Annotated in this window: 22 protein-coding genes and 1 pseudogene; 15 read left to right on the top strand and 8 right to left on the bottom strand. The window is 71.2% G+C overall.

What is annotated here, in order from left to right; all coding sequences use genetic code 11:
* The first annotated feature begins 100 nt into the window (after positions 1–100).
* Positions 101–1,222, top strand: coding sequence for a 5-methyltetrahydropteroyltriglutamate--homocysteine S-methyltransferase (locus QLQ12_RS27375; RefSeq protein WP_282763381.1), 1,122 nt, complete (start codon positions 101–103; stop codon positions 1,220–1,222).
* 181 nt (positions 1,223–1,403) lie between these two features.
* On the opposite strand, the gene QLQ12_RS27370 is transcribed toward QLQ12_RS27375, so the two are convergent.
* Together QLQ12_RS27370 and QLQ12_RS27365 are read right to left on the bottom strand one after the other, a co-directional pair.
* A complete protein-coding gene (locus QLQ12_RS27370; RefSeq protein ID WP_282763380.1) occupies positions 1,404–2,555 on the bottom strand; it encodes an aminotransferase class I/II-fold pyridoxal phosphate-dependent enzyme in 1,152 nt (383 codons plus the stop codon).
* Positions 2,488–3,417 (bottom strand): DMT family transporter, encoded by a 930-nt coding sequence (locus QLQ12_RS27365; RefSeq protein ID WP_282763379.1) that lies wholly within the window; start codon positions 3,415–3,417, stop codon positions 2,488–2,490. The genes QLQ12_RS27370 and QLQ12_RS27365 overlap by 68 nt, the downstream gene beginning before the upstream one ends.
* An 82-nt stretch (positions 3,418–3,499) precedes the next feature.
* On the opposite strand from QLQ12_RS27365, the gene QLQ12_RS27360 reads away from it, so the two are divergent.
* Positions 3,500–3,976 carry an Lrp/AsnC family transcriptional regulator gene (locus QLQ12_RS27360; protein WP_282763378.1) on the top strand — a complete coding sequence of 159 codons (477 nt, stop codon included), beginning with the start codon at positions 3,500–3,502 and terminating at the stop codon, positions 3,974–3,976.
* Positions 3,977–4,226: 250 nt separating this feature from the next.
* The gene (locus QLQ12_RS27355; protein ID WP_282763377.1) at positions 4,227–5,126 is read left to right on the top strand and encodes a redoxin family protein; all 900 of its coding nucleotides are present in this window, start codon (positions 4,227–4,229) and stop codon (positions 5,124–5,126) included.
* 49 nt (positions 5,127–5,175) lie between these two features.
* Here the strand turns inward: QLQ12_RS27355 and QLQ12_RS27350 are convergent, their stop codons facing one another.
* Positions 5,176–5,817 (bottom strand): ester cyclase, encoded by a 642-nt coding sequence (locus QLQ12_RS27350; RefSeq protein WP_282763376.1) that lies wholly within the window; start codon positions 5,815–5,817, stop codon positions 5,176–5,178.
* Between the two features lie 358 nt (positions 5,818–6,175).
* Between QLQ12_RS27350 and QLQ12_RS27345 the strand changes: the two genes are divergently transcribed.
* The 6 genes from QLQ12_RS27345 (at position 6,176) to QLQ12_RS27320 (ending at position 11,292) form a co-directional block, all read left to right on the top strand.
* Positions 6,176–7,552, top strand: coding sequence for an FAD/NAD(P)-binding protein (locus tag QLQ12_RS27345; protein ID WP_282763375.1), 1,377 nt, complete (start codon positions 6,176–6,178; stop codon positions 7,550–7,552).
* 158 nt (positions 7,553–7,710) lie between these two features.
* The gene (locus QLQ12_RS27340) at positions 7,711–8,121 is read left to right on the top strand and encodes a TOBE domain-containing protein (RefSeq protein WP_282763374.1); all 411 of its coding nucleotides are present in this window, start codon (positions 7,711–7,713) and stop codon (positions 8,119–8,121) included.
* A complete protein-coding gene (gene modA, locus QLQ12_RS27335) occupies positions 8,118–8,885 on the top strand; it encodes a molybdate ABC transporter substrate-binding protein (RefSeq protein WP_282763373.1) in 768 nt (255 codons plus the stop codon). Before QLQ12_RS27340 ends, modA begins: the two co-directional genes overlap by 4 nt.
* Positions 8,886–8,890: 5 nt before the next feature.
* A complete protein-coding gene (locus QLQ12_RS27330) occupies positions 8,891–9,676 on the top strand; it encodes an ABC transporter permease (RefSeq protein ID WP_282763372.1) in 786 nt (261 codons plus the stop codon).
* Positions 9,677–9,722: 46 nt separating this feature from the next.
* Complete coding sequence (locus tag QLQ12_RS27325) at positions 9,723–10,763, top strand: ABC transporter ATP-binding protein (RefSeq protein ID WP_282763371.1); 1,041 nt, start codon at positions 9,723–9,725, stop codon at positions 10,761–10,763.
* 58 nt (positions 10,764–10,821) lie between these two features.
* The gene (locus QLQ12_RS27320; RefSeq protein WP_282763370.1) at positions 10,822–11,292 is read left to right on the top strand and encodes a hypothetical protein; all 471 of its coding nucleotides are present in this window, start codon (positions 10,822–10,824) and stop codon (positions 11,290–11,292) included.
* Positions 11,293–11,325: 33 nt separating this feature from the next.
* On the opposite strand, the gene QLQ12_RS27315 is transcribed toward QLQ12_RS27320, so the two are convergent.
* Positions 11,326–12,093 carry an enoyl-CoA hydratase/isomerase family protein gene (locus QLQ12_RS27315; RefSeq protein ID WP_282763369.1) on the bottom strand — a complete coding sequence of 256 codons (768 nt, stop codon included), beginning with the start codon at positions 12,091–12,093 and terminating at the stop codon, positions 11,326–11,328.
* A 110-nt stretch (positions 12,094–12,203) separates the two neighbouring features.
* Here QLQ12_RS27315 and QLQ12_RS27310 point away from each other — a divergent pair, with 110 nt between their 5' ends.
* Positions 12,204–14,138 carry a GMC family oxidoreductase N-terminal domain-containing protein gene (locus tag QLQ12_RS27310; protein ID WP_282763368.1) on the top strand — a complete coding sequence of 645 codons (1,935 nt, stop codon included), beginning with the start codon at positions 12,204–12,206 and terminating at the stop codon, positions 14,136–14,138.
* A gap of 97 nt (positions 14,139–14,235) precedes the next feature.
* Here the strand turns inward: QLQ12_RS27310 and QLQ12_RS27305 are convergent, their stop codons facing one another.
* Positions 14,236–14,931, bottom strand: a complete 696-nt coding sequence (locus QLQ12_RS27305) for a GAP family protein (RefSeq protein ID WP_282763367.1) — start codon at positions 14,929–14,931, stop codon at positions 14,236–14,238.
* Between the two features lie 117 nt (positions 14,932–15,048).
* On the opposite strand from QLQ12_RS27305, the gene QLQ12_RS27300 reads away from it, so the two are divergent.
* Both QLQ12_RS27300 and QLQ12_RS27295 read left to right on the top strand, forming a co-directional pair.
* Entirely contained in the window at positions 15,049–16,215 is a 1,167-nt protein-coding gene (locus QLQ12_RS27300) for a sensor histidine kinase (protein WP_282763366.1), read from the top strand.
* Positions 16,216–16,362: 147 nt separating this feature from the next.
* Positions 16,363–17,019 carry a response regulator gene (locus tag QLQ12_RS27295; RefSeq protein ID WP_282763365.1) on the top strand — a complete coding sequence of 219 codons (657 nt, stop codon included), beginning with the start codon at positions 16,363–16,365 and terminating at the stop codon, positions 17,017–17,019.
* A 96-nt stretch (positions 17,020–17,115) separates the two neighbouring features.
* On the opposite strand, the gene QLQ12_RS27290 is transcribed toward QLQ12_RS27295, so the two are convergent.
* Complete coding sequence (locus QLQ12_RS27290) at positions 17,116–17,748, bottom strand: pentapeptide repeat-containing protein (protein ID WP_407651594.1); 633 nt, start codon at positions 17,746–17,748, stop codon at positions 17,116–17,118.
* A 102-nt stretch (positions 17,749–17,850) separates the two neighbouring features.
* On the opposite strand from QLQ12_RS27290, the gene QLQ12_RS27285 reads away from it, so the two are divergent.
* The gene (locus tag QLQ12_RS27285) at positions 17,851–18,162 is read left to right on the top strand and encodes a MazG-like family protein (RefSeq protein WP_282763363.1); all 312 of its coding nucleotides are present in this window, start codon (positions 17,851–17,853) and stop codon (positions 18,160–18,162) included.
* A 253-nt stretch (positions 18,163–18,415) separates the two neighbouring features.
* Here the strand turns inward: QLQ12_RS27285 and QLQ12_RS27280 are convergent.
* Both QLQ12_RS27280 and QLQ12_RS27275 read right to left on the bottom strand, forming a co-directional pair.
* Positions 18,416–18,860: pseudogene (locus QLQ12_RS27280) on the bottom strand (transposase); the annotation flags it as partial.
* 326 nt (positions 18,861–19,186) lie between these two features.
* Positions 19,187–19,558, bottom strand: coding sequence for a hypothetical protein (locus QLQ12_RS27275; RefSeq protein ID WP_282763361.1), 372 nt, complete (start codon positions 19,556–19,558; stop codon positions 19,187–19,189).
* A 455-nt stretch (positions 19,559–20,013) separates the two neighbouring features.
* Here QLQ12_RS27275 and QLQ12_RS27270 point away from each other — a divergent pair, with 455 nt between their 5' ends.
* Both QLQ12_RS27270 and QLQ12_RS27265 read left to right on the top strand, forming a co-directional pair.
* Entirely contained in the window at positions 20,014–23,655 is a 3,642-nt protein-coding gene (locus QLQ12_RS27270; RefSeq protein ID WP_282763360.1) for an nSTAND1 domain-containing NTPase, read from the top strand.
* A 4-nt stretch (positions 23,656–23,659) separates the two neighbouring features.
* The gene (locus tag QLQ12_RS27265) at positions 23,660–23,974 is read left to right on the top strand and encodes a hypothetical protein (protein ID WP_328518313.1); all 315 of its coding nucleotides are present in this window, start codon (positions 23,660–23,662) and stop codon (positions 23,972–23,974) included.
* The last annotated feature ends 1 nt before the right edge of the window (position 23,975 follow it).

Here is a 23,975-nt window from a genome sequence, read left to right as displayed (position 1 = left end):
GGAAACCGCTCGCATCGATGGCCACTGATCACCTTCCGGCGTAGGTTGACAGCGGAACCGTCGATTGCCAGCGAAGCACCGCCCAAGGAGGCCGCCGCCCATGACGCTCCGTGACAAACCTCCGTTCCGCGCCGATCACGTCGGCAGTCTGCTGCGCCCGCCGCGGTTGCTCAAGGCCCGCGAGCAGCACGCGGTCGGTGAGATCAGCGCCGACGAGCTGCGCGCCGCCGAGGACGACGCGATCCGTGAGGTCGTCCGGATGCAGCGGGACGTGGGCCTGCGTTCGGCCACCGACGGCGAGTTCCGCCGCACCTCCTGGCACATGGACTTCATCTATCGGCTCGGTGGCATCCGGCCGACCGACGAGAAGATCCAGGTCCACTTCCGCAACGAGAGCGGCGAACTCGACTTCGAGTCCGCCGCGCTGGCCGTCGACGGCCCGATCCGTCTCGAGGAGACGATCTTCGGCTCGGACTTCGAGTTCCTGGCCGCACAGACCGAGCCCGGTGTCACCGCGAAGCTGACGATCCCGTCACCCAGCATGGTCCACTACCGGGGCGGCCGGGCGGCCATCGATCCGGCGGTCTACCCCGACGAGGAGAGGTTCTGGGCCGACCTGAGCGCCGCCTACGCCGATCAGGTCCAGCGGGTCGCCACCCTCGGCTGCCGCTATCTGCAACTCGACGACACCAGCCTCGCCTATCTGAACGACCCGGCCCAGCGCCGGCTCCTCACCGCACGCGGCGACGACGCCGAGCACCAGCATCTGCGGTACATCCGCCAGATCAACGCCGCGATCGCCGGCCGTCCCGAGGGCCTGAACGTCACCACCCACATGTGCCGTGGCAACTTCCGCTCGTCGTGGGCGGCCGAGGGCGGCTACGACTTCGTCGCCGAGGCCCTGTTCAGCGAGCTCGCCGTCGACGGCTTCTTCCTGGAGTACGACGACGACCGTTCCGGCGACTTCGCCCCGCTGCGGTTCGTACCGCCGGGAAAGATGGTCGTCCTGGGTCTGGTCACCACGAAACGCGGCGCCCTGGAGTCCAAGGACGACCTGAAACGCCGCATCGACGAGGCCGCCCGGCATGTGCCGCTCGAACAGCTCTGCCTGTCACCGCAGTGCGGCTTCTCGTCGACCGTCGAGGGCAACACCCTCACCTACGACGAGCAGGTGGCCAAGCTGTCCTTGATCGCCGAGACCGCCGCCGAGGTCTGGGGCTGACACCTGCCCCGGCCGGTCGCGGAGACGAAGACCAACCCGCCGCCCGGCCGTAGCTGGAACGTGTCACGCGGCGCTCGTAGCACGCCTGAGCGACGGCTGACCGGTGTCCGTGCCGGCCAGCCGTCGCGCGGACGTCCTTTGCGGCGCTTGAAGGGCGGCTGGGCTACGGCGCTGGGTGGGGTTACGTTGGCCGGTGCGCCGCCCGCAAAGCCCGAGCGACCGCGCCGACCCGCCCCGCCGGAATGCCCGCCAGGTTGATGCGGCCGGACGGCAGCCCGTACACCGCGTGCTCGGACCGCAAGCGCAGCATCGCCGCCGGGCCCAGCGGCAGCTTGAGGAACATGCCCCGCTGTTCGCCGAGACCGGCGAAGCCGGTGAGGCGGGCGAGCCCGTCCCGGAGGACGCCCAGCCGGAGCCGCATGGATTCGAGCTCGCCACGCCAGCAGGCGGTGAGCGCCGGATCGGTGAGGATCTCCGCGACGATCGCCGCGCCGTGCGCGGGCGGCTGGGAGTAACTGGCCCGGGCGATGTTCTCCAGCAGGGTCGCGGCGTGCCGGCGTTGCGCGGCGTCGTCGCTGAGGATCAGGGCGCAGCCGGTCCGTTCGCTGTAGAGGCCCCACGCCTTGGAGGCGCTGACCGCGACGACGGCGTCCGGGACGGCCCGCAGCAGCCGCCGCATCCCGTCGAGGTCCTCGTCGAGCCCGTCGCCGAGACCGAAGTAGGCCTGGTCGATGAAGGGCACGACACCTCGCCGGGCCATGACCGAGGCCAGTTCGTCCCAGAGCGCGGCGGACATGCTCAGTCCGGTCGGGTTGTGGCAGCACCCCTGGATCAGCAGCACGTCACCGGGCCGGGCCGTGCGCACGGCGGCGAGCATGGCGGAGCCGTCCGGGGTGACCGGGTGGGTGACGGTGCGCAGGCCGGCCGCCGCCAGGATCGCCGGATGGTTGACATAGGCGGGCGTGCCCAGGTGCACGGTCCGGTCCGGGCCGGTGGCGGCGAGCAGTTCGGCGAGCAGCCGCAGCGCGCCGGTGCCGGCCACCGTCTGCACGCCTTCGGTGCGAGCCTCCAGCGCCGGGTCGGCCAGCAGCAGCGCCGCCGTCGACCTGGTGAAACGCTCGCAGCCGGCCGGACCGACATAGGCCTTCGACCCGGACCGCTCGGCGAGCCGCAACTCGGCGGTGCGGACCGCCTGCATCACCGGGGAGACGCCGGTGTCGTCGCGGTAGACGCCGACGATCAGATCGAGCCGCTGCGGGCGGACGTCACGGGCGCAGTCCGCGGTGAGCTGCCAGAGCGGGTCCGCGCTGGGTGGGTCCAGGGTCAGGAGCATGCTGTGCGGTTCCTCCGGCTAGCAGATTGAAAGCGACGACTCCGCCGACGACCAGGGCGAACGCTCCCGCTCCGGTGAACGGCTCGCCGAGCAGCGGCACCGCGGCGACGGCGGTGACGACCGGGCTCAGCGCGCCCAGCGATGCGGCGGCGCGGCTGCCGAGACACCGGATCGCGATCGGGTAGCAGAGGGCGGCCAGCACGCCGACGCCGACGCCCTGCACCACCAGGTAGAGCACCACGTCGGCCGGGCGGGCGGCGCCGGCGGCCAGATGCGACGGGACCGATCCGGTCATGATCAGGACGGCGGTCAGGCACGCGGACGGGAGGCAGAGCACGAGGACCGTACCGATCGGATCGAGAACGGTGACCCGCAGCGACAGGGTGTAGACCGCCCAGATCAGGCCCGCCAGGAGAAGCACGAGAGTGCCGGCGCCGGCCGGCTGCCGTCCGGCGAGAGCGACCCCCGCGAGGATCGCCGCGAGAGCGACGGCTTGCGGCCGTCCGATCTTCAAACCCCAGATTTTGTACGCGAGAAGCGCCACGAAAACCGGGACCGTCCCCGGGATCACCAGCCCGACCAGGGCCGCACTGGTCAGGCTGCCGCCGAACGAGGCGACGAGGAAGTAGGGCAGCCCCGCGCCCACGCAGAGCCCGGCGACGACGGCGGACCGCTCGGCGCGCAGTCGGCGCAGGGTCCGGGGGATCCATGGCGCGAGCAGCAGCACCGGCACGGTGAAACGGATCAGCGCCGCGTCCATGGTGGTCAGGCTGGAGGCGCCGATGCCCCGGATGCTGAGCGCGAACCCGGCCCACACGACGACCGTGACCGCCATCGCCGCCAATCCTCTGGTTCGCTCCATGACTGGCACGTTAGGCGTATCGCTGGGGCAGGCGATTGCTAATTCGTGCTCTCTCCGCTCCTTCTTTGGCAGAATCTGCCAGGTGAGAGGGCTGGATGAGATAGATCGGCGGATCCTGCTGGAGTTGCAGCGCGACGGGCGGCTGAGCAATCAGGACCTCGCCGACCGGGTCGGGCTGTCGCCGTCACCGTGCCTGCGGCGGGTGCGGCTGCTGGAGGAGTCCGGGGTGATCGCCGGTTACCGGGCGGTCGTCGACCAGGAGGCCGTCGGTCTGCCGATCACCGCCTTCGTGCGGATCACGCTGGAGTCGCACGGCTACGACCTGGTCGAGCGGGTCGAGGCCGAGATGCGGCAGATCCCCGAGATCGTCGAGGCCTACCTGCTCGCCGGCGACCAGGATTATCTGCTGAAAGTCACGATCGGCTCGTTCGCCTCCTACGAGACGTTCGTCCGCACCCGGCTGCGCACCATCGCGGGCCTGGCGTCGATCGAGACCACCTTCGCCTTCGGCGTCACCAAACGGGTGTCGCCGCTTCCGATCACCGGTCAGCGCCCCTGAACCGGACGCGAACCCTGTCCCGGCGACCCGGGCCGCTGAGTCAGCCGGCCTCTGAACCGGTGCGGCGGGCCGGGATGGCAGTCGGTGCATAAGGCCTGTGACGCCGGCTCCAGGGAGGGTGGACCGGGCCATGTTCGGCGGCTGCGCGGCGGTGGTGAAGAACGGCGCGACTCCTGGTTCGCCGGCGATACCGGCGCGGCGAGTTCAGGCCTTGACCCGTACCCCTGGGTGCGGGTTTAGCCTCGTCGCCGTGTATGTGGGTGAGTTGGCGGGGCGGACCGGCGCCACGGTCCGGGCGTTGCGCTATTACGAGGCGGCCGGACTGGTGGTTCCGCGGCGCGAGCCGAACGGGTACCGGGTCTATGAGCCGGTCGCGGTGCGACAGGTCGAGAGGATCCGTGCGCTGACCGGGCTCGGGCTGTCCGTGGAGGAGACCAGAGCGTTCGTGGAGTGCCTGGCGGACGGCGGTGACACCGGCGACGAGTGTCCGGCGTCGCTGGCCGCCTACCGGCGGGCGATCGTCGATCTGGAGGACCGGATCGCCCGGCTGGCCGAGCATCGCGACAGTCTGCGGGCCGGCCTGGCCGCGGCGACCGCCCGGATGGCGTCGCATCGGGGTGTGCGCCGGCGGTTGAGCGCGGCGGATCCGTCCGGGTTGCCGGGGGAGCGTCTGCCGCCGCTGTCGCTGGCGGCGACGGACGGGCGGCGGCCACGATTGGACCGGCTCGGCCCGGGACGGACCGTGATCTTCGTGTATCCGCTGACCGGGCGGCCGGGTGTCGACCAGCCGGAGGGCTGGGACACCATTCCCGGCGCCCGCGGTTGCACCGTCGAGGCGTGCGATTTCCGGGACCGGTACGCCGAGTTGCGGGAGGCGGGCGCGGCGCGGGTGTACGGCCTGTCCGCGCAGTCCCGCGCCTACCAGCGGGAGGTGGTGCACCGGCTGCACCTGCCGTACCCGATGCTGGCCGACCCGAGGCTGACCGTCGCCGAGGCGCTGGGCCTGCCCACCTTCGAGGCCGGCGGGATGACCCTTTACCGGCGTCTCACTCTGATCGTCTCCGGTGGCGTGATCGAGCACGTCTTCCATCCGGTCGACGAGCCCGGCACGCACGCCGCGCAGATCGTGGACTGGCTGACGGAAACGTGAACGGCCGGCGCCGCGGGGCAGCGGCACCGGCCGGGCAGGGGGCCCGTCGTCAGTGGGCGATCGGGCAGCCGCCGGTCAGCGTGCCGAGGAACGCGTTCGGGTCGTAGTAGTGCTCGACCTCGAGCAGCTTCAGGTCGTCGTCGACCTTGGCGACGCTCATGCCGAACATCTCGATGGTCTTCCCGTTCGGCTTGAAGCCGTGGTACTCGCCCTCGAAGGCGCCCCAGTGCCGCCACTTGAAGGCGACCACCGGCGGCGGGCTGAGAACCTCGAGGACCTCCCAGTAGAAGCCGTTCGGGAACGCGCCGTGGAAGATGTCGTGCTGGCTGTCGAACGACTCCTTGCCGACCCGGTAGAACGGGCTGTCACCGATGAGCACGTTGTAGCTGCCCTGGTCGGCGATGTCCTGCGCGGACGCCCAGCCGCCACCGTTGATGTTGGTGCGGAAACGCTCGCTGACCATGGAGACCCAGGTCGCCGGGTCCTTCTTGTGCGAGACCTCCATCTCGAAGACCTGCACGATGGACTCGACGATCGCCTCCAGCGAGCCGGGGGCGTGGTTGGTGGTGCGCTGCTCGGGCATCACGACGTGTGACAGGTGGTAGTCCGGAGTGCCGTGACGGAACTCGGACGGGTCAGCGGCCTCGATGACGGCAGAGCGGCCCTGCAGCCACAACGGGGTCTCAGACAAGACTAGAAGTCCTTCCAGCGAGGGGCCGGGGGTTTGATGTGTCGCACTTTGATTACCCCCCGTAGTTCCAAAGCGGTGATCACCATATCCACGTTGGACTCCGGCGAAAAGACCGCATCGGTTAACAACTATTTGCGGAACGACTCATGTATTAACGGCCGGCGAAACGATTTCCCGGCGATCGCATTCCTTCGGGGGCAAATGTCCGCCGGGCTGGACCGATGAAATCCCTGTAACACGCCCGCCATCACCTATAAAACCTACGGGTTATGTGGTTGTCTGGGGGGAGACCCAGACGCCGGGAGGACGCGATGCCGGAGCACTGCACGAAGCGGCCAACGAACGCGATGGCACCACGGTGACCAGCACTCTCACGCGTGAGCCCGCCACGGCCGCCCGCACCGGGCCCCATCTCGGCACCGTCGCGATCGTGGGAGGAGGCTGCAGCGGAGTGCTCGCCGCCCGCGCGATCACGCGAGATTCCGCATGGCGGACAGTCCTGATCTCCCCCGAGAGCCGTCCCGGACGGGGTGTCGCCTACGGCGCGGCCGAACCCTGGCACCTGCTCAACTCCCGCGCCGCCGCGATGAGCGCCGACAGCGGTGACCCGCAGCACCTGCTGCGCTGGTGCCGCGACCGCGGCCGGCCGGCCGAACCCGGCGACTTCCTGCCCCGCGCCTGGTTCGGCGACTACCTCGCCGACCAGTTCGCCGCCGCGGCCGGGCCACGGCTGGCTCATCACCGGGCCACAGCCGTCGGGGTACGCGCCGACGGGCCCCGTCACATCGTCACCGACGACGCCGGCGGCGAGGTCCGCGCCGATCACGTGATCCTGGCCCTCGGCAACCCGCCGCCGTGCGTGCCGTCCGCCGTCAGCGATGCCGCCCGCCGCGACCACGCCTTCATCGCCGATCCGTGGGCGCCCGGAGCCCTCGAAGCGGTGCCGGCCGACGAGCCGGTGCTGCTGCTCGGCACCGGCCTGACCGCGGTCGACGTCGCCCTGACACTCACCCGGGGCGCGCGCCGCGTACCCGTCGAGGCCCTGTCGCGCCGGGGTCTGCCGCCGCTGGCCCACCCGCGCCGGCCCGCACCCGCCGTCGATCTCGGCCTGCCGGCCTCCGCGTCCCTCGGGCCGCTGGTCCGCCGGGTACGGGAGGCAGTCGAAGCCGGCGCCGACTGGACCGCCGTCGTCGACCACGTCCGCACCCAGGCCGACCGCCTGTGGTCGGCCCTCGACGCGGACGCCCAGGCCCGGTTCCTGCGCCACTGCCAGCGGCACTGGGAGGTGCACCGGCACCGCATGGCGCCTCCGGTCGCCGCCCGCGTCGCCGACCTGCGCGAGCAGGGCCTGCTCAGGCTCCGGGCGGGCCGGCTCACCTCGATCGAGCCGCACCCCGGCGGTGGCCTCGTGGTCACGGTCGACGGCGAACGACCGCGGCGGTACGCGGCGGTCGTCACCTGCACCGGCCCCGGCCCGCTGCCCTGCTCGGCCGGCCCGCTCCTCAGCGATCTGCTCGCGGACGGCCTGGTCCGCACCGGCCCGCACCGGCTCGGCATCGACACCGACACCAACGGCCAGGCCCGGCCCGGCCTGTGGCTGGTCGGCCCGCTGCGCCGGGGCCGGCTGTGGGAGGCCACCGCCGTGCCGGAGATCCGCGCCCAGGCCGACCGCCTCGCCGCCGCCCTCCCGCAACCCGCCGGGCGTCATCCGCGCCGAGCGGCCCGACTGGCCTGACCGGTCGGCGGCAGCGCTGACGAGGTGGCGGCGCGGGCCGCGACGGCCGGCCATGAAGTGCTGCCGCAGATGCCCGGAATAACTGAGGCAGACAGCCGAAGGTGCGACAGAGAAAGCCCACACCGGGCTGCATCTGCGGAACCGCTAGAGTGCTCGGCGTGACGGTGTTTCGGATCGGTGAGGCCGCGGAACTGCTCGGCGTCAGCGCGGACACGGTGCGCCGCTGGATCGACGCCGGCCGGCTGCCGGCCGGGCGGGACGAGGCCGGGCACCGGGTGGTCGACGGGGCCGAACTGGCCGCGTTCGTGCGCGCGGCGGGCAACGACCCCGACGAGCGGGCCGACGCGTCCTCGGCCCGCAACCGGCTGCGGGGCATCGTGACCGCGGTCGTCAAGGACACCGTCATGGCCCAGGTGGACATTCAATGCGGACCGTTCCGCGTGGTGTCGCTGATGAGCCGCGAGGCCGTCGACGAGCTCGACCTGCGGGTCGGCTCGGTCGCCGTGGCAGTGATTAAATCCACCACGGTCGTCGTGGAGCGCGTGCCGTCCAAGGGGAGGACCAGTTGAGGATCCGCATCGCCGCGACCATCGGGCTCACGTCCCTGATCGTCCTCGCCGGTTGCGGGGGCGGCACCGGCCCGGCGGCGGCTGAGAAGAGCGGCTCGGTCACCGGGCCGGTCACCGTGTTCGCCGCCGCGTCGCTGACCGAGTCGTTCACCACGCTCGGCAAGCGGTTCGAGTCCACCCACCCGGGCGTCGAAGTCACGTTCAACTTCGCCGGCAGCTCGGCGCTGGCCACCCAGATCAACGAGGGCGCGCCGGCCGACGTGTTCGCGTCGGCGTCGCCCAAGAACATGGCGGCCGTCGCCGACGCCGGCACACCGGCCACCTTCGTCAGGAACCAGCTCGTCATCGCGGTCGCCAAGGGCAACCCGAAAGGCATCACCGGGCTGTCCGGCCTGACCGGCCCCGGGCTCAAGGTGGCGCTCTGCGCCGAGGCGGTGCCGTGCGGGGCCGCCGCCAGGACGGCGATCGACGCGTCCGGCGTCAAGGTCACCCCGGTCACGCTGGAGCAGGACGTCAAGGCGGCGCTGTCCAAGGTGAGACTCGGCGAGGTGGACGCCGCTCTGGTCTACCGCACCGACGCGAAAGCGTCCGCGGCCGCCGTCGACGCCGTCGAGTTCCCCGAGTCGGCGAAGGCGGTCAACGACTACCCGATCGTCGTGCTCACGACCGCGAAGAACCCCGGTGGGGCGCGGGCGTTCGTCGACTACGTGCTCTCCGCCGACGGGGTGAGGGTCCTCACCGAGGCCGGATTCCAGGCGCCCTGACCATCATGACCAAGCGTGTGCCCGTACCCCTGCTGGTGCCCGCGGTCCTGGGCTTGATCTTTTTGATCCTGCCGCTCGTGGGCCTGCTGGCGCGCACGCCGTGGGCGACCCTGCCGGCCCGGCTCGCCGAGCCGCGCGTCGTCGAGGCGCTGAGGTTGTCGCTGCTGACGTCGTCACTGGCGACCGTGCTGTGCCTGCTGCTCGGGGTGCCGCTGGCGTGGCTGCTGGCCCGGGTCGAGTTTCCGGGCCGGCGGCTGGTCCGGGCGCTGATCACCGTCCCGCTGGTGCTGCCGCCGGTCGTCGGGGGCATCGCCCTGCTGCTCGCCCTGGGCCGGCGCGGGCTGGTCGGCCAGTGGCTGGACACGACGTTCGGGATCACGCTGCCGTTCACCACCGCCGGCGTGGTGATCGCCGAGTCGTTCGTGGCGCTGCCGTTTCTGGTGATCGCGGTCGAGGGGGCGCTGCGCGGCGCCGACAGCCGTTACGAGGAGGCCGCCGCCACCCTCGGCTCGACCCGGTGGACGACGTTCACGCATGTGACGTTGCCGCTGGTGGCGCCGGGGATCGCGGCCGGGGCGGTGCTGTGCTGGGCGCGTGCGCTCGGCGAGTTCGGGGCGACGATAACCTTCGCCGGGAACTATCCGGGTGTCACGCAGACCATGCCGCTCGCCGTCTACCAGACGATGGAGAGCGGCGATCTGGAGGGAGCGGTCGTGCTCAGCCTGATCCTGCTGGTCGTCTCGGTCGCCATCCTGGCGGGGCTCCGCGACCGCTGGCTGACCGCGCCGTGAGCTTCTTCCTGCCCGCCGTCCGCGGCGCAGGCGAGACGGCCGCGCCGTGACCGCTCTCCTCGATGCTCACCTGGTGGTGAACCGCGACGCTTTCCACCTGGATGTCGTGTTGCGGATCGCGCCGGGGGAGACGGTGGCTCTGCTCGGGCCGAACGGCGCCGGCAAGACCACCGCGCTGCGCGCCCTCGCCGGGTTGGCCCCGCTCGCCGGCGGCCACCTGCGGCTCGACGGTGAGGACCTGCGCCGGGTTCCGCCGGAGAAACGCCCGATCGGCGTCGTCTTCCAGGACTACCTGCTGTTCCCGCACCTCAGCGCCCGCGACAACGTGGCCTTCGGACCGCGGCGGCACGGCATGGACCGGCGTTCCGCGCACGCCGTCGCCGACCGTTGGCTGGAGCGCGTCGGGCTCGCCGACCACGGCCGCCGCAAACCCCGTAACCTGTCCGGCGGGCAGGCGCAGCGGGTCGCCCTGGCCCGCGCGCTCGCCGTCGACCCGGTGCTGCTGCTGCTCGACGAGCCGCTCGCCGCCCTGGACGCCCGCACCCGCCTGGAGACCCGCGGCGAACTGCGGCGGCACCTGGCCGCGCACCCCGGCGCCACGTTGCTGGTCACCCACGATCCGCTGGACGCCCTGGTCCTCGCCGACCGCCTCGTCATCGTCGAGCAGGGCCGGGTGGTGCAGGAAGGCGACGCGGTCACCATCACCGCGCGGCCGCGCACCGATTACGTGGCGCGGCTCGTCGGCCTCAACCTGTACCGCGGCCACGGTGCCGGCCATGTCGTCTCGCTGCCCGGCGGCTTTACCCTGACCAGCACCGACACTGTGCACGGTGACGCCTTCGTGGCCTTCTCGCCGGCGGCCGTCGCCCTGCACGCGCACCGGCCGGACGGCAGCCCGCGCAACACCTGGCCGGTGGTGCTCGACGACGTCCAGCACCACGGCGACAACCTGCGGGTCCGCCTCGACGGGCCGATCAGCGTGGCGGCCGACATCACGCCGGCCGCCGCCGCCCAGCTCGACCTGTCGCCGGGCCGGGAGCTCTGGGTCGCCGTCAAGGCCACCGAGACCCGCGCCTACCAGGCCTGACCCAGGCCCGCCCCCACCCGAGGCGAGCACCCGCGGGCGGGCGCTAGAGTCGCCGTTCGTGACTTCGACGCCGCTGCCGCCCTATGCCGAACAGACCCGGGCACTGCTCTGGATCCAGCTGATGATCAACATGGTCGGGATCCTGTTCGTGGTGTTCGTGGTGGTGAACTTCTGGCCCACCCTGCCGGCGAACGGCGGCGTCCACGCGTACACGGCGATCGGCGGCCTGCTGTTCGGCGGCCTGCTGTCGGCCGCGGCGGCGAAGATGTTCCCGCGCGGCCGGGCGTCCGCCTGGGTGGTCGCGGCGCTCGCGCAGGCGTTCGTGCTGGCGGCGGTGTGGGCGGTTGGGCAGCTCGGCCTGATCCTGGGCGTCGGCATCCTTGTCACCCTGGGCACGGTCGGCTGGATCGGTGTGAACCTGTGCCGCGCCCAGGTCCGCCGGCACTTCTTCTCGTCCGGGGCTCGCCGGCCGACCGGTCAACCGCTGGACGGTCAACCGCTGGACCAGGGCGGAAGAACGGCCGGCTGACGCCGGGGAGCCCGGCGCCAGGATGGCTCTCGCCTATTCGCCCTGGAAGACCGGGGCACGGCGTTCCAGGCTGGCGGCGATGCCCTCGGCGCTGTCCTTCGTCGCCCAGTGGATCTTCTGCTCGGCGAGTTCGTGATCCAGCGCCTGCCGGACCCGCTCGGCCAGACCCTCGCGCAGCGTGGCCCGGATCGACCGGATCGCCAGCGGCGCCGACGCCGCGATCTCCGCGGCCAGCAGTCGCGCCACCTCGCGCAGCCGGCCCGGCTCGGCGAGACGGTCGGCCAGCCCGATCCGCGCGGCCTCCTCGCCACCGATCCGGCGCCCGGTCAGCAGCATGTCCGCGGCGGCCTGCCGGCCCACGATCTCCGGCAGCGTGACGCTCGTGCCGAAGCCCTGGTGAAAGCCGAGCCGGGCGAAGTTGGCCACGAACCGGGTCGACGGCTCGGCGACCCGGAAGTCCGCTGAACACGCCAGCCCGAGGCCGCCGCCGACCGCGGTGCCCTGCACGGCCGCGATGATCGGGGTACGCACGTCGAACAACTCCGCCGCCCGCCGGTACAGGCGCTCCGCCGCCGTCACATGGTCGCGTGCGAACTCGCCGCCACCGAAGTCGGCGCCGGCGCAGAAGTGCCTGCCCTCCGACGCCAGGATGATCACCCGGCAGGCCGGATCGTGGTCCAGGCCGCTCGCGACGTCGACGATCTGCCCGATCAGTGCCTCGTCGAAGTGGTTGGCCGGTGGCCGCCGCATCTCCAGCAGCGCGACACCCTCTTCGAGCACGACGGACAGGTCCTCGGTCACCGTAGCCTCCTTGACGAACGTACAGATCTTGATCGTCCCATGATCCCTTAGCAGCGCATTTACGGTCGTACATTGAGGTCACTTCTCCACCGAAGCAGGAGGACCGCTCAGTGACTGACATCCTCACTCCGGACCAGACGCAGGTGTTGCGCCTCTTCTGCGACACCGTCGTCCCTCCCATCGACCACCCCGGCGACAGCGACGGGTTCTGGGCCCGCCGCGCCACCGACACCGGCGCTGACCAGGGGGTGCTCGCTCTGCTCGCGGGTCTGCCGGCTGAACAGCGGCAGGCGGTCGCCGGCCTCTTCGACGCCCTCGCCGAGCACGGCTTCCTCACCTCGCCGCAGGCGGCGCGCGAGCAGATGCTCCGGGCCATCCCCGAGACCGCCACGCTGACCAGCATGGTTCTGCTGATGACCTACGGGATCACCGACGCGTCCGGCCGCAACCCGAACTGGGACCGGTTGGGCTATCCGGGCCCGGTCCCCGTCGACGTGCCGGCCGGCGAACGCCCGATCACCCCGCTGCGGCCACACGGAGACCTCGACCTGGAAGCCGACGTCGTGGTGATCGGCTCCGGCGCGGGCGGCGGCCTGATCGCCGGCCGGCTCGCCGCCACCGGCGCCCGCGTCGTGGTCCTGGAAGCCGGCCGCTACCGCACCGAGGCCGACTTCCACCAGCTCGAACTCGCCGCCTACCGGTCCTCCTACTGGCGTGGCGGCCCCACCCCGACCGGCGACCTCAACCTGACGCTGATGGCCGGCGCGGGCCTCGGCGGCGGCACGGTGATCAATTGGACCAACTGCCTCAGGACCAGAGACGGGGTACGACGGGAGTGGGCCACCGAGCACGGCCTCACCGACCTCGCCACCGCCGCCTTCGACCGTCACCTCGACGCCGTCTGGCGGGAGCTGTCGGTCACCGATCAGTGCTCCGAACTCAACCGCGTCCACGAGGCGATGTTCCGCGGCGCGGAGGCCCTGGGCTGGTCCTTCGCCACCGTGCACCGCAACTGGGACGAGAAACGCCACGACGCCGCGATCGCCGGGCACCTCGGTTTCGGCGACCGGTCCGGCGCGAAACGCTCCACGGTCAAGGTCTACCTGGAATCCGCGGTCGCCGACCACGACGCCCGCGTCGTCGACGGCTGCCGCGCCGACCGCATCCTGGTCGAGCAGGGCCGCGCCGCCGGCGTGCGGGGCCACTGGACCAGCGAGGACGGCACGTCGTCGGCGACCGTGACGGTCCGCGCCCCGGTCGTCGTGGTCGCCGCCGGCGCGCTGGAGTCCCCGGGTGTGCTGCTGCGGTCCGGCCTGGGCGGCCCCGCGGCCGGGCGGTACCTGCGACTGCACCCGTGCACCGTCACCATGGGCGACTACGGCTCCGACATGCGGGCCTGGTGGGGCCCGCCGCAGGCCGGCCTGGTCAACGAGTTCGCCGACGTCGAGGACGGTCACGGCTTCCTGATGGAGAGCGTGCAGTACACCACCGCGCTCGGCGCGTCCGCGCTGCCGTTCACCACCGCCGCCGAACACAAGCAGGCGATGGCCGATTACCGCGACAACGGATCGTTCATCGGCCTGATCCGCGACCGTGGGCACGGCCGGGTCACCCTCGGCGCGGCCGGTGACACGGTCGCCTGGTACTCGCTCGACGACGAACTCGACATCCGCAACACCCACCGCGCCCTGGCCGCGGAGATCCGGCTGCACCACGCGGCCGGCGCCCGCAAGATCAGGGTGCTCGCCCACGGCCTCGGCGGCTGGAGCGAGGGCGACGACCTGGACGCCTACATCGCGGCCGCCCAGCGGGTGCCGCTGCGGGCCGGCGGCATGACCCTGTTCTCCGCACACCAGATGGGGAGCTGCCGGATGGGCGCCGACCCGGCCACCAGCGTCGCCGACCCGCGCGGCGAACTGCACGACACACCCGGCGTGTGGATCGGCGACGCGTCGGCGTTCCCGACCCCGTCCGGCACCAACCCGATGATCACCATCATGGCGCTGGCGTCGCGCACCGCCGAGAACATCGCCGCCGCGCGCTGACCGGAGCGGCCGGCACGGTCTCCGCCGTGCCGGCCGCTCAGCCCGCGCCTTGTTCCGCGCCTCAGCCGGTACCTCAGCCCGCGCCTCCGCTCTCGCGTCAGCCGCCGATCAGGGCCAGTCTCGCCGCGGCGTCGCGGGCCAGCAGGAAACCGACGATGCCGACGACCCAGGCCAGGGTCTCGCTGTTGGTCATCCACTCGCTGATCCGGGTCAGCGCCGGCACCAGCCGCTTGCCCGCCGCCAGGCGCGCCGCCAGCAGCACCAGCGCCGGAGCGATCATCAGCAGGCAGTACCCGGCCATGGTCACCGTCACCGTGGCCAGCGGCAACTCCGCCGTGGTGATCAGGCCGATCGCCGCGAGATAGGGCAGCATCGTGGTCACCTCCAGAGCCGCGGCAGCCAGGGCCAGCCCGGCCAGCGACCCCGCTCCACCCTCGTCGGCCAGCGCCCGCCGCCGCCACCGGAGCAGGCGGCCCTCCTCGGCCGGCTTGCTCTTGCGGCCCATCCGGAAACTCCAGAAGAACAGGGCAACCCCCAGGATCAACTGCGCCCACTGCGCGGTACGGGTGTCCAGAAAGGCCGTGATCTCCGGGAGGAAGGCGCCGGCCCCGAGCGCGACAGCCATACCGACGGCGAAATAGAACGCGGAGACCGTACCCAGAAAAATGAGAAGGCGACCGGGACGCACCGGACCCGGATGGATCAGCAGCCAGATCGGAATGAGCAGAGTGCCGAAACTGGTGGAGTCGATGAGCGCGAGCACAGCGAGCGAAGCGAGAAGAGCGACGTCCATGCCGTCACCATGGCCGAAAGTGCCCCTGCCGCGCGTCGGCCGAAAGATGTGCGGCGGTCGCGGGCGTACCACTTTCGGTGGACGCCGTCGTGATGATCGACATGATGGGATGGCCACGTGAACGTGCGGGAGCGATGGCGGACCAGCACCCGCTTCCAGGACCTCGCCAACGCCGGCGGCACGTTCGGCGCCGGGGTTCTGCTCAATCTCGTCGGCCTCACCGACGTCTGGTCCCTTCCGGACCTGTTCCCCGGCCTGCCCGATGGCTGGCACTCGCTGCTCCTCGCCGCCGGCTGCCTCGCCATGCTCGGCCGGCGCCGTCATCCGATGGCGGCGCTCGGCGCCGGAACCGCCGCCTTCGCCGCCGACCTCGCGCTCGGCGGCAGCATCGCCTTCATCCTGGTGCTGTTCGACCTGCTCTTCTCGGCCGGCCGGTTCGCCTCCGCGCGCGCCCGGACCGCGGTCACCACGGCGGTCTTCGTCCTGATCGGTACGGCCAGCGTCGTCGGCGGACTGGCCGCCGAGAAGTCACGCGTCGCCGTCGCCGTCGTCATCTGCCTGCAGATGACCTCGCTGCTGTTCGTGCCCCTGTGGTGGGCCGCCAACCTTCGCCAGCAGCACCGGCTCGGTGTCCTCGACGCCGAACGCGCCGCCCGGGAAGCGGTGCTCGCCGAACGCGCCACCATGGCCCGTGACCTGCACGACGTCATCGCCGCCCATCTGGCGACCACCGCCATGCACTCCGGCGCCGCGCTGGCCATGCCACCCGACAACGACCGTGACCGGGCCGCCCTCCAGGCCGTCCGGACCAGCAGCCTCGCCGCCCTGGAGGAGATGCGGTCGATGATCCTGCTGCTGCGCGCCGACGACACCGGCCCGAAGGACCCCACCCTGCCCGGCGGCCTCGACCGCCTGCCCGACCTGGCCGCCGCCGCCACCGCCGGCGGGCTGCGGGTCGACGTGCGGGTCCGCGACATTCCCGGCATCCCGGTCGTGGTGGAGCACACCGTCTACGGCATCGTTCGCGAGGCGCTGACCAACGCGGGCAAACACGCCCCCGGGTCCGAGGTGCGGGTCGACGTGCGGCCGGCCGGCGACCGGGTCGCGGTCACCGTCACCAACACGCTGACCGGCTCCGGCGGCCTCGACCACCGAGCGCTCAGCGCCGGCACCGGCCTGTGGTCGATCCGTGAGCGGGCCGCCCTGCTCGGCGGCGAACTCACCGCCGCCCGCGACGGCGACCTCTGGAAGGTCCACGCCAGCCTGCCGGTGCACGCGGCATGACCGTCTGGAGTTCTCTGCAGTGGCTACATGCTCATGGGGAGCGCCGCTTGATTGCTCGCCAGCGCCGCGACTGCATCGGGGCGCCGCGTGACTGTGTGGGGTGCCGTGTGACTATTTCGGGCGTCGCGTGATTGTTTGGAGTGCTGTGTGACCGAGCCGATCAGGGTGTTGCTCGCCGATGACCACGCCGCCATCCGTGCCGGCATGCGGCTCATGCTGGAGCAGGCGCCCGACATCGTCGTGGTGGGGGAGGCCGCCGACGGCGCCATCGCGGTCCGGCAGGCCTCGGCTCTGCGGCCCGACGTGGTGCTGATGGACATCCGGATGCCCGGCACCGACGGCATCCAGGCGACCCGCGAGATCACCTCGGCCGGGTTCGCCGACGTGCTGATCCTGACCACGTTCGACCTCGACGACTATCTGTTCGGCGCCCTCCGGGCCGGGGCGGCGGGCTTCCTGCTCAAGTCGGTCGAGCCCTCCGCGCTGGTCGAGGCGGTCCGCCGGGTCGCCGCCGGAGACGGCATCCTCGCACCCGAGGTGACCCGGCGTCTGCTCACCGCATTCGTCGCCACGTCGCCGGCACGGCACGAGAAGCCGCTGCCACCGGCGCTGAACGACCTGACCGTCCGCGAACGCGACGTGCTGACCGGCCTGGGCCGTGGCCTCTCCAATGCCGACCTCGCCGCCACGCTCGCGATCACCGAGGCGACGGCGAAGACCCACGTATCCCGCGTCCTCGCCAAGCTGGGCTGCACGTCCCGGGTCCAGGCGGCGATTCTGGCCCGCGAGGCGGGCCTGACCTGACCCGCTCCTGCCTGCGGCGGTTGTCGATGGTGCCGGTTATCGATGGTGTCGGCTGTCGGAGGCGTCGGCTGTCGCAGGCGTCGGCTGTCGGGGGCGTCAGCTTTCTCTGACGACGATGCCCAGCGCACCGGCCAGCGCGTAGGACAACCCGATCAGGTCGTCCGGGTGCACGATCGCGCCCGCCCAACTGGTGATCCCGCCGACACCGGCCAGCTCGCACCGCTGGAACCGGGTCCCCCGCATGCTCGCCCCGCTGAACTGCGCACCGGTCAGATCGCAGTCGGTGAACCGCGCCCCACGCAGATCCGCGTTCGTGAAATCCGCGCCCGACAGATTGCACCCGGTGAAGGAGACGACATCGAACCGGGCCGACCGCCAGTTCGTCAGATCCAGCCTGCTGTCCGCGACCGCGACGTCCTTGAGGAGGCCACCGCTGAACGCCAGCCCCGTCATCCGGGTCCCGGACACCGTCACCCGTTCGAGAGCGCCGTTCTCACCACGCAGATTCGACCAGTCCGACCGCTCGACGACACAGTCGGTGAACCGAACCTTGTACAGCACCGCCCCCGCCAGCCGCGCCGCCCGGAACCGGCACTGCCCGAACTCCACCGACTGCGCGAACGCGCCGATCAGATCAGCGTCGGTGTCAGCCTCGCCGAAGGCCACCTTCTCGTAGAACTCGTCGGACTCGAGGCCGGGCCCCGCCGCCGGCAACACCTCGGGCACGATGGGCGCCCTGGGCTCTGCCGCCGAAGACCGACCCGCGGATGAGGAACCTGACCGTGGCACCCGGACACTCTACGAGACGCACCGACCTACGACAGGACGACCATGGACGACATGATCTGGGACGCCGCCCGCCGCTGGAAGGAGTTCCTCGACGACCGCAACGGCACCGACCCGCTGGAACTCACCTGCCGCATCATGAAGATCACTGAGGAGGCGGGCGAGGCTGCTCAGGCCTGGATCGGGCTGCTCGGGCAGAACCCGCGCAAAGGTGTCACCCACACGACCGACGACGTGGTCGGGGAACTCGCCGACGTCGTCTTCACCGCCATGGTCGCCATCTCCAGCCTCGGCGCCGACCCCCGCAAGGCCATCCACGACGTGGTCGCCAAGGCCAACGGCTACCTCCCCGCCTGAAACGGCACCCGCCCGACCACTGCGCCAGCCGCCCCCGGAGCACACGGCGGCCACAGCGCCCGCTGAGTGCCCGCGACCCCCACGCTGCCGGCCGACCAGCGGCACCCCAGACAAGCAACGCCCCGCCCAGCCGTAGCCCACAGGTGCCATGGCGGGCTGATCGCGTGTCCCAGCTACGGCCGGGGGGCCTGTCAAGGGGGCCTGTCAAGATAACGGCTCTGTCTCACTTTCGGTGGTGACGGTGAGTGAGGTGTCAGCCGAGCAGAACGCGGTGGCGGAGCAGTGCGAAACCTGCTCTTCCATACGTTTGGCGTTTGGGCAGCTTGGTTTTTGGTGTTGACGCCTTCGGCCGTTCCGTTGTGGTGGGGCAGCGTGACGGCGGCGTCAACGGCGTCACGGTCTCGGTCGAGTCCGCGGGTGAGGGCGGGCAGGTGCGGAAGGCCTTCCTGGCGGGCAGCGTTGATCCATTCGGTGAGCCGGTCGGCGTTGCTGCTGACAGGTTTGAGCAGGGCGGCGAAGGAGTGCACGAGGCCGGTGAGAGCCGTCATCTCGGGGCAGGCGGTGGTGAAGGATTCGAACGTGTCCTGTTGCCGCTGGCTGCGGTGATCGGGATGGGTCAACAGGTAGCCGGTTAGGCGGCGGGGCGAGACCGCGGGACGATCGGCTTCGACCCGGCCCTGGTTGATGTATTTGTGCAGCGGGTGACGGGCTCGGCCGGGCCCGTCACGTTGGGGAGTCTCGCCGGCCGCGAGTGTCCGGATTTGCGCGAGGCCGTCGCCGAGCAGGCCCGCCGGCACCTCGTCAAGGGTGCCGTTAGATTCCGAACCAAAACCAACGACAGCGCTGGTCAACGGGCTAACCATGCAAGCGACATTGCCGCCGTGCGGTACTGGTCCTGAGCAGCGCTGCCGTCGGTTTTATCATTGGTTCTTGCTGTGTCGCAGAAGTGACTACGGGGGGTTCCCGCAGCTGTCGATTACCGTCACGGCGCGGCTTCGATCAGATTTCCGCCGTTGAACACGCCTTAGCAGGTAACCGTCTTGTCGTAGTGGGAGAACGGCAGCGCGACCGGAGATGACCTGACCTTAGTGGCCCCGTTGTTCAGGGTGAAGCAATCCGAGTCGCGCGCATGCGTCCAAACAACCTTCAGCCGCTTGGCGGAACCACAAGTATTGGTGAGCGTTACTTTCGCTCCATTCGGGGTCCCACCGGTCTTGCCGGGTGTCTTCTTGATGCAGGTCGGAGCCGGCGAAGCTGCGTAAGGCGCAGTTGTCACCGCGGCCACTGCGGTCGCGCTCTCCACCTGGGCGGCCTGGGCGGCGGAGGCTTGGGGGATGAGTATCGCCGCCGTCGCTCCTACGGCGGCGGCGACACGGATTGCGATCCTGCTGTGCATGACGTGCTCCTCAACTCGGAGGGTTGGGTGGGGTCCGCTGACCCCTTTACGCCTCACCCTGTCCTTGACGGCCAGGGCGGTGTAACGCGGTCGTCCGACCATGGCCCTGCTGGGGTGAAGCGGTGCTCGACCAGAATGGACGCGCCGTGAAGTTGTTCGGCCCTGCGCGGCGGACCGAACAAACAACGCGGAACAAACTCGCCGTCGGCGCACGCCACTGAGCTGGGATTTCGTTTCCTTACCGTCGCATCGGGCGCGGGCGCGGGCACGGCTGTGCGGCCGCCGATTGCTGGCAGTTGCCTGACAGCTCGGCGTTGCGGCAGCATCGACGTCCATCGTTGCAATCCGCGCTTGGAGGCCGCCGTTGGGTGACCGTGCCGGCGTGTCGGACATTGATGTTCGGTTATCTTGTCGAGGCGTGATGCGGTGTGTGGCCGGCGCGGGAGGGGGCAGGGATGCCGCGGCGTGAAGGGCCGTTGGATCCGTCTGGTGGTCCGGTTCAGCGGTTCGCGGCCGGGTTGCGGGAATTGCGGGAGAGCGCGGGCCGGCCGGGCTACCGGGAATTGGCGCGGCGGGCGCATTATTCGGTCACCACGTTGTCGGTCGCGGCCGCCGGGCACCAGTTGCCTAGCCTCGCGGTGACGTTGGCCTATGTTGAGGCGTGCGGTGGTGATCGGGCGGCGTGGGAACAGCGGTGGCGGGCCGCCGCCGCGGAACTCGGCGACGGCGAGACGGCCGGGGCCGGTACCGAGCCGCCGTACCGCGGCCTGGCCGCCTACCAGCCCGACGATGAGCTCTGGTTCTTCGGCCGGGAGCGGCTGGTGAACGAGTTGCTCGACAGTTTGGCCTCGCGGCGGGTGCTGGCGGTGTTCGGTCCCTCCGGCAGTGGCAAGTCGTCGGTGCTGCGTGCCGGGCTGCTGCCCCGGATAGCCCGCGATGGCTTGTCCTCGGATTGCGGGTGGCCGGTGGCGTTGATGGCTCCGGGGGCCGACCCGCTGACCGGACTGGTTCGCGCGGTCGCCACCTCGCTGACCGTCCCCGTGGCCGACCTGGTGACGGAGCTGATGCGAGATCCCGGCGCGTTGGACACCGCCGTCGGCAAGGCGTTGGCCGGTGAGCCGGACGAGGTGGAGCTACTGCTGGTGGTGGATCAGTTCGAGGAATCCTTCACCCAGTGCGGTGATGACGTGCGGCGCAGAGCGTTCTTCGCCGCGTTGCTGGACGCGGCGCAGGCAGAGGACAGCCGCGTGCGGGTGGTGCTGGGGGTGCGGGCCGACTTCTACGCGCGGTGTGCGCAGTATCCGGAACTGGTGGGCGCGTTGCGGGACGCGCAGACGCTGGTCGGGCCGATGAGCCCGGCGGAGTTGCGCGATGCGCTGGTCAAGCCAGCCGAGCGGGCCGGTTTGCGGGTGGAGGGCACGTTGGTGTCCACCGTGGTGGCGCAGCTGGCGGACCGGCCCGGCGTGTTGCCGCTGGCCTCGCACGCCATGGTGCAGGCGTGGCACCGTCGGCGCGGCCATACGATCACCCTGGCCGGTTATGAAGCGGCCGGCGGGCTGGACGGCGCCATCGCGCACAGTGCCGACGCCATCTACAGCGTGCTGGGGCCTGCGCGGCAGCGCACCATCCGGCGGGTCCTGCTGCGGCTGGTGGACATCGGCGACGACGCCCTGGTTACCCGGCGCCGGGTGACCCGCACGGAGTTCGACGACGACCCCGACGTCGCGACGGTGATCGACCGGTTGGTCACCGCCCGGCTACTGACCGTTACCCGGGACACTGTGGAGATCAGCCACGAGGCACTGGTGCAGGCCTGGCCGCGGCTACGCGGCTGGGTCGACGACGACCAGGACGGCCTGCGGCTGCACCGGATGCTCACTCACGCCGCCGCGGACTGGGAGGCGCTCGGCCGTGACGATAGCGCCCTGTATCGGGGCACCCGCCTTGCCCGCGCGGCTGACTGGTGGGCCGAGCACCCCGACGCGGTCACCGGCCGCGAGCGGGACTTCCTCGACCGCAGCCTGGCCCTGCAGCGCCGGGCCCGGACGGCCCGCCGCCACCGCCGACGTGCGCTACTTGCCGGCCTACTGGCCGTCGTCGTTGTGGTCAGCGGTCTGGCCGTCACCGCCTGGGTGCAGGCGTCGCGAGCACAACGCCAGCACGACATCGCCCTGTCGCGCCAGCTCACTGCCCAAAGCCAGAACCTCAGTCTCACGCAGCCGATCACCGCTCGGCGTTTCGCCGCCGCAGCATGGCTCGTCGCCCCGACCAACGAGGCACGCGACAACATGACCGCGCTGCTCACCCAGCAACGCGGAACACTCATGGGCCACACTGGCGCCCTGTGGGGGGTGGCGTTCAGCCCGGACGGCAAAAGGCTCGCCAGCACCAGCGAGGATCAGACAGCCCGGCTCTGGGACCCGGCTACCGGTCAGCCGGTCGGCAGCCCGCTCACCGGCCACACTGGCGCCGTGATGAGCGTGGCGTTCAGTCCGGACGGCAAGCTCCTCGCCAGCACGAGCGATGACGCTACGGTGCGGCTGTGGGACCCGGCTACCGGTCGGCCGGTCGGCAGCCCGCTCACCGGCCACACTGGCGCCGTGATGAGCGTGGCGTTCAGTCCGGACGGCAAGCTCCTCGCTACCACCAGCGATGACGCTACGGTGCGGCTGTGGGACCCGGTCACCGGTCGGCCGGTCGGCAGCCCGCTCACCGGCCACACCGCTCCCGTGTGGGGGGTGGCGTTCAGTCCCGATGGCAAGCTCCTCGCTACCACCAGCGATGACGCTACGGTGCGACTGTGGGACCCTGCCACCGGCCGACCGGTCGGCGATCCCCTTACCGGCCACGCCGGCGCTTTGCGAGACGTGGCGTTCAGCCCGGATGGCAAGCTACTTGCCACCACCAGCGATGACGCTACGGTGCGACTGTGGAACGCCGCCACCGGTCAGCCGGCCGGCGGCCCACTCACCGGCCACACCGAGTCCGTGTCGGGGGTGGCGTTCAGCCCGGACGGCAAGCTACTCGCCACCACCAGCTGGGATGCAACCGTCCGGTTGTGGGACCCGGCCACCGGCCGGTCGGTCGGCGGTCCCCTTACCGGCCATGCCGCTCCTGTGTGGGGGGTGGCGTTCAGCCCGGATGGCAAGCTGCTCGCCAGCACCAGCGAGGATCACACAGCCCGGCTCTGGGACCCGGCCACCGGTCAGCCAGTCGGCGATCCCCTTACCGGCCACGCCGGCGCTCTGCGAGACGTGGCGTTCAGCCCGGATGGCAAGCTACTTGCCACCACCAGCGATGACGCTACGGTGCGACTGTGGAACGCCGCCACCGGTCAGCCGGCCGGCGGCCCACTCACCGGCCACACCGAGTCCGTGTCGGGGGTGGCGTTCAGCCCGGACGGCAAGCTACTCGCCACCACCAGCGAGGATCACACAGCCCGGCTCTGGGACCCGGCCACCGGCCAGCCAGTCGGCAACCCGCTCACCGGCCACACCGAGCCCGTGTCAGAGGTCGCGTTCAGCCCGGATGGCAAGCTACTCGCCACCCCCAGCTGGGATGCAACCGTCCGGTTGTGGGACCCCGTCACCGGCCGGCCAGTCGGCAACCCGCTCACCGGCCACACCGCGTTCGTGTCGGGGGTGGCGTTCAGCCCGGATGGCAAGCTACTCGCCACCACCAGCCATGACGCCACGGTGCGGCTGTGGGACCCGGCCACCGGCCAGCCGGTCGGCAACCCGCTCACCGGCCACACCGGCGCTCTCAGGGGAGTGGCGTTCAGCCCGGACGGCAAGCTACTCGCCACCACCAGCGAGGATCAGACAGCCCGGCTCTGGGACCCGGCCACCGGCCAGCCGGTCGGCAACCCGCTCACCGGCCACACCGAGCCCGTGTCAGAGGTGGCATTCAGTCCCGACGGCACGCTGCTCGCCACCACCAGCGAGGATCACACAGCCCGGGAGTGGAACGTGGCTGTACACAGCAATCCGTTGCAAGCACTCTGCACCAGGTTCGGCCTGCCAACTATCAACGAATGGCCCATTTACGCTCCCGGCGAGCGAATACCAAGCGCTGCCGCTTCCTGTGACGCTCGCTGAACCGATGGATCCGAACGAGGCGTTCGCCGAGCTCGGCCGTATCCGACTCGCTGATGTCGACATCAACTCGCTGATGGACAAGATCGCGCAACTGGCGAAGCGCGCCATCCCCGGCGCCGGCGCGCACAGCTCTCTGCCGATCGGCCTGCCGGTGCACGAGAAGGTCGCCGGCGCGCTGAGCGTCTACGCCACCGAAACCCACGCCTTCGACGACGACGCGATCACTCTCGCCCAGACGTGCGCCGGTTTCGCCGCCGTCGCCCCGGCCAATGCCCACCTGTACGAGACGCAGGCCACGCTGGCCGCGCACATGCGGTAGG

The organism is Actinoplanes sandaracinus (assembly GCF_030009775.1).
GTDB lineage: Bacteria > Actinomycetota > Actinomycetes > Mycobacteriales > Micromonosporaceae > Actinoplanes > Actinoplanes sandaracinus.
The sequence above is the reverse complement of the archived record's forward strand: the minus strand, read 5'-3'. Positions and strand labels throughout refer to the sequence as shown.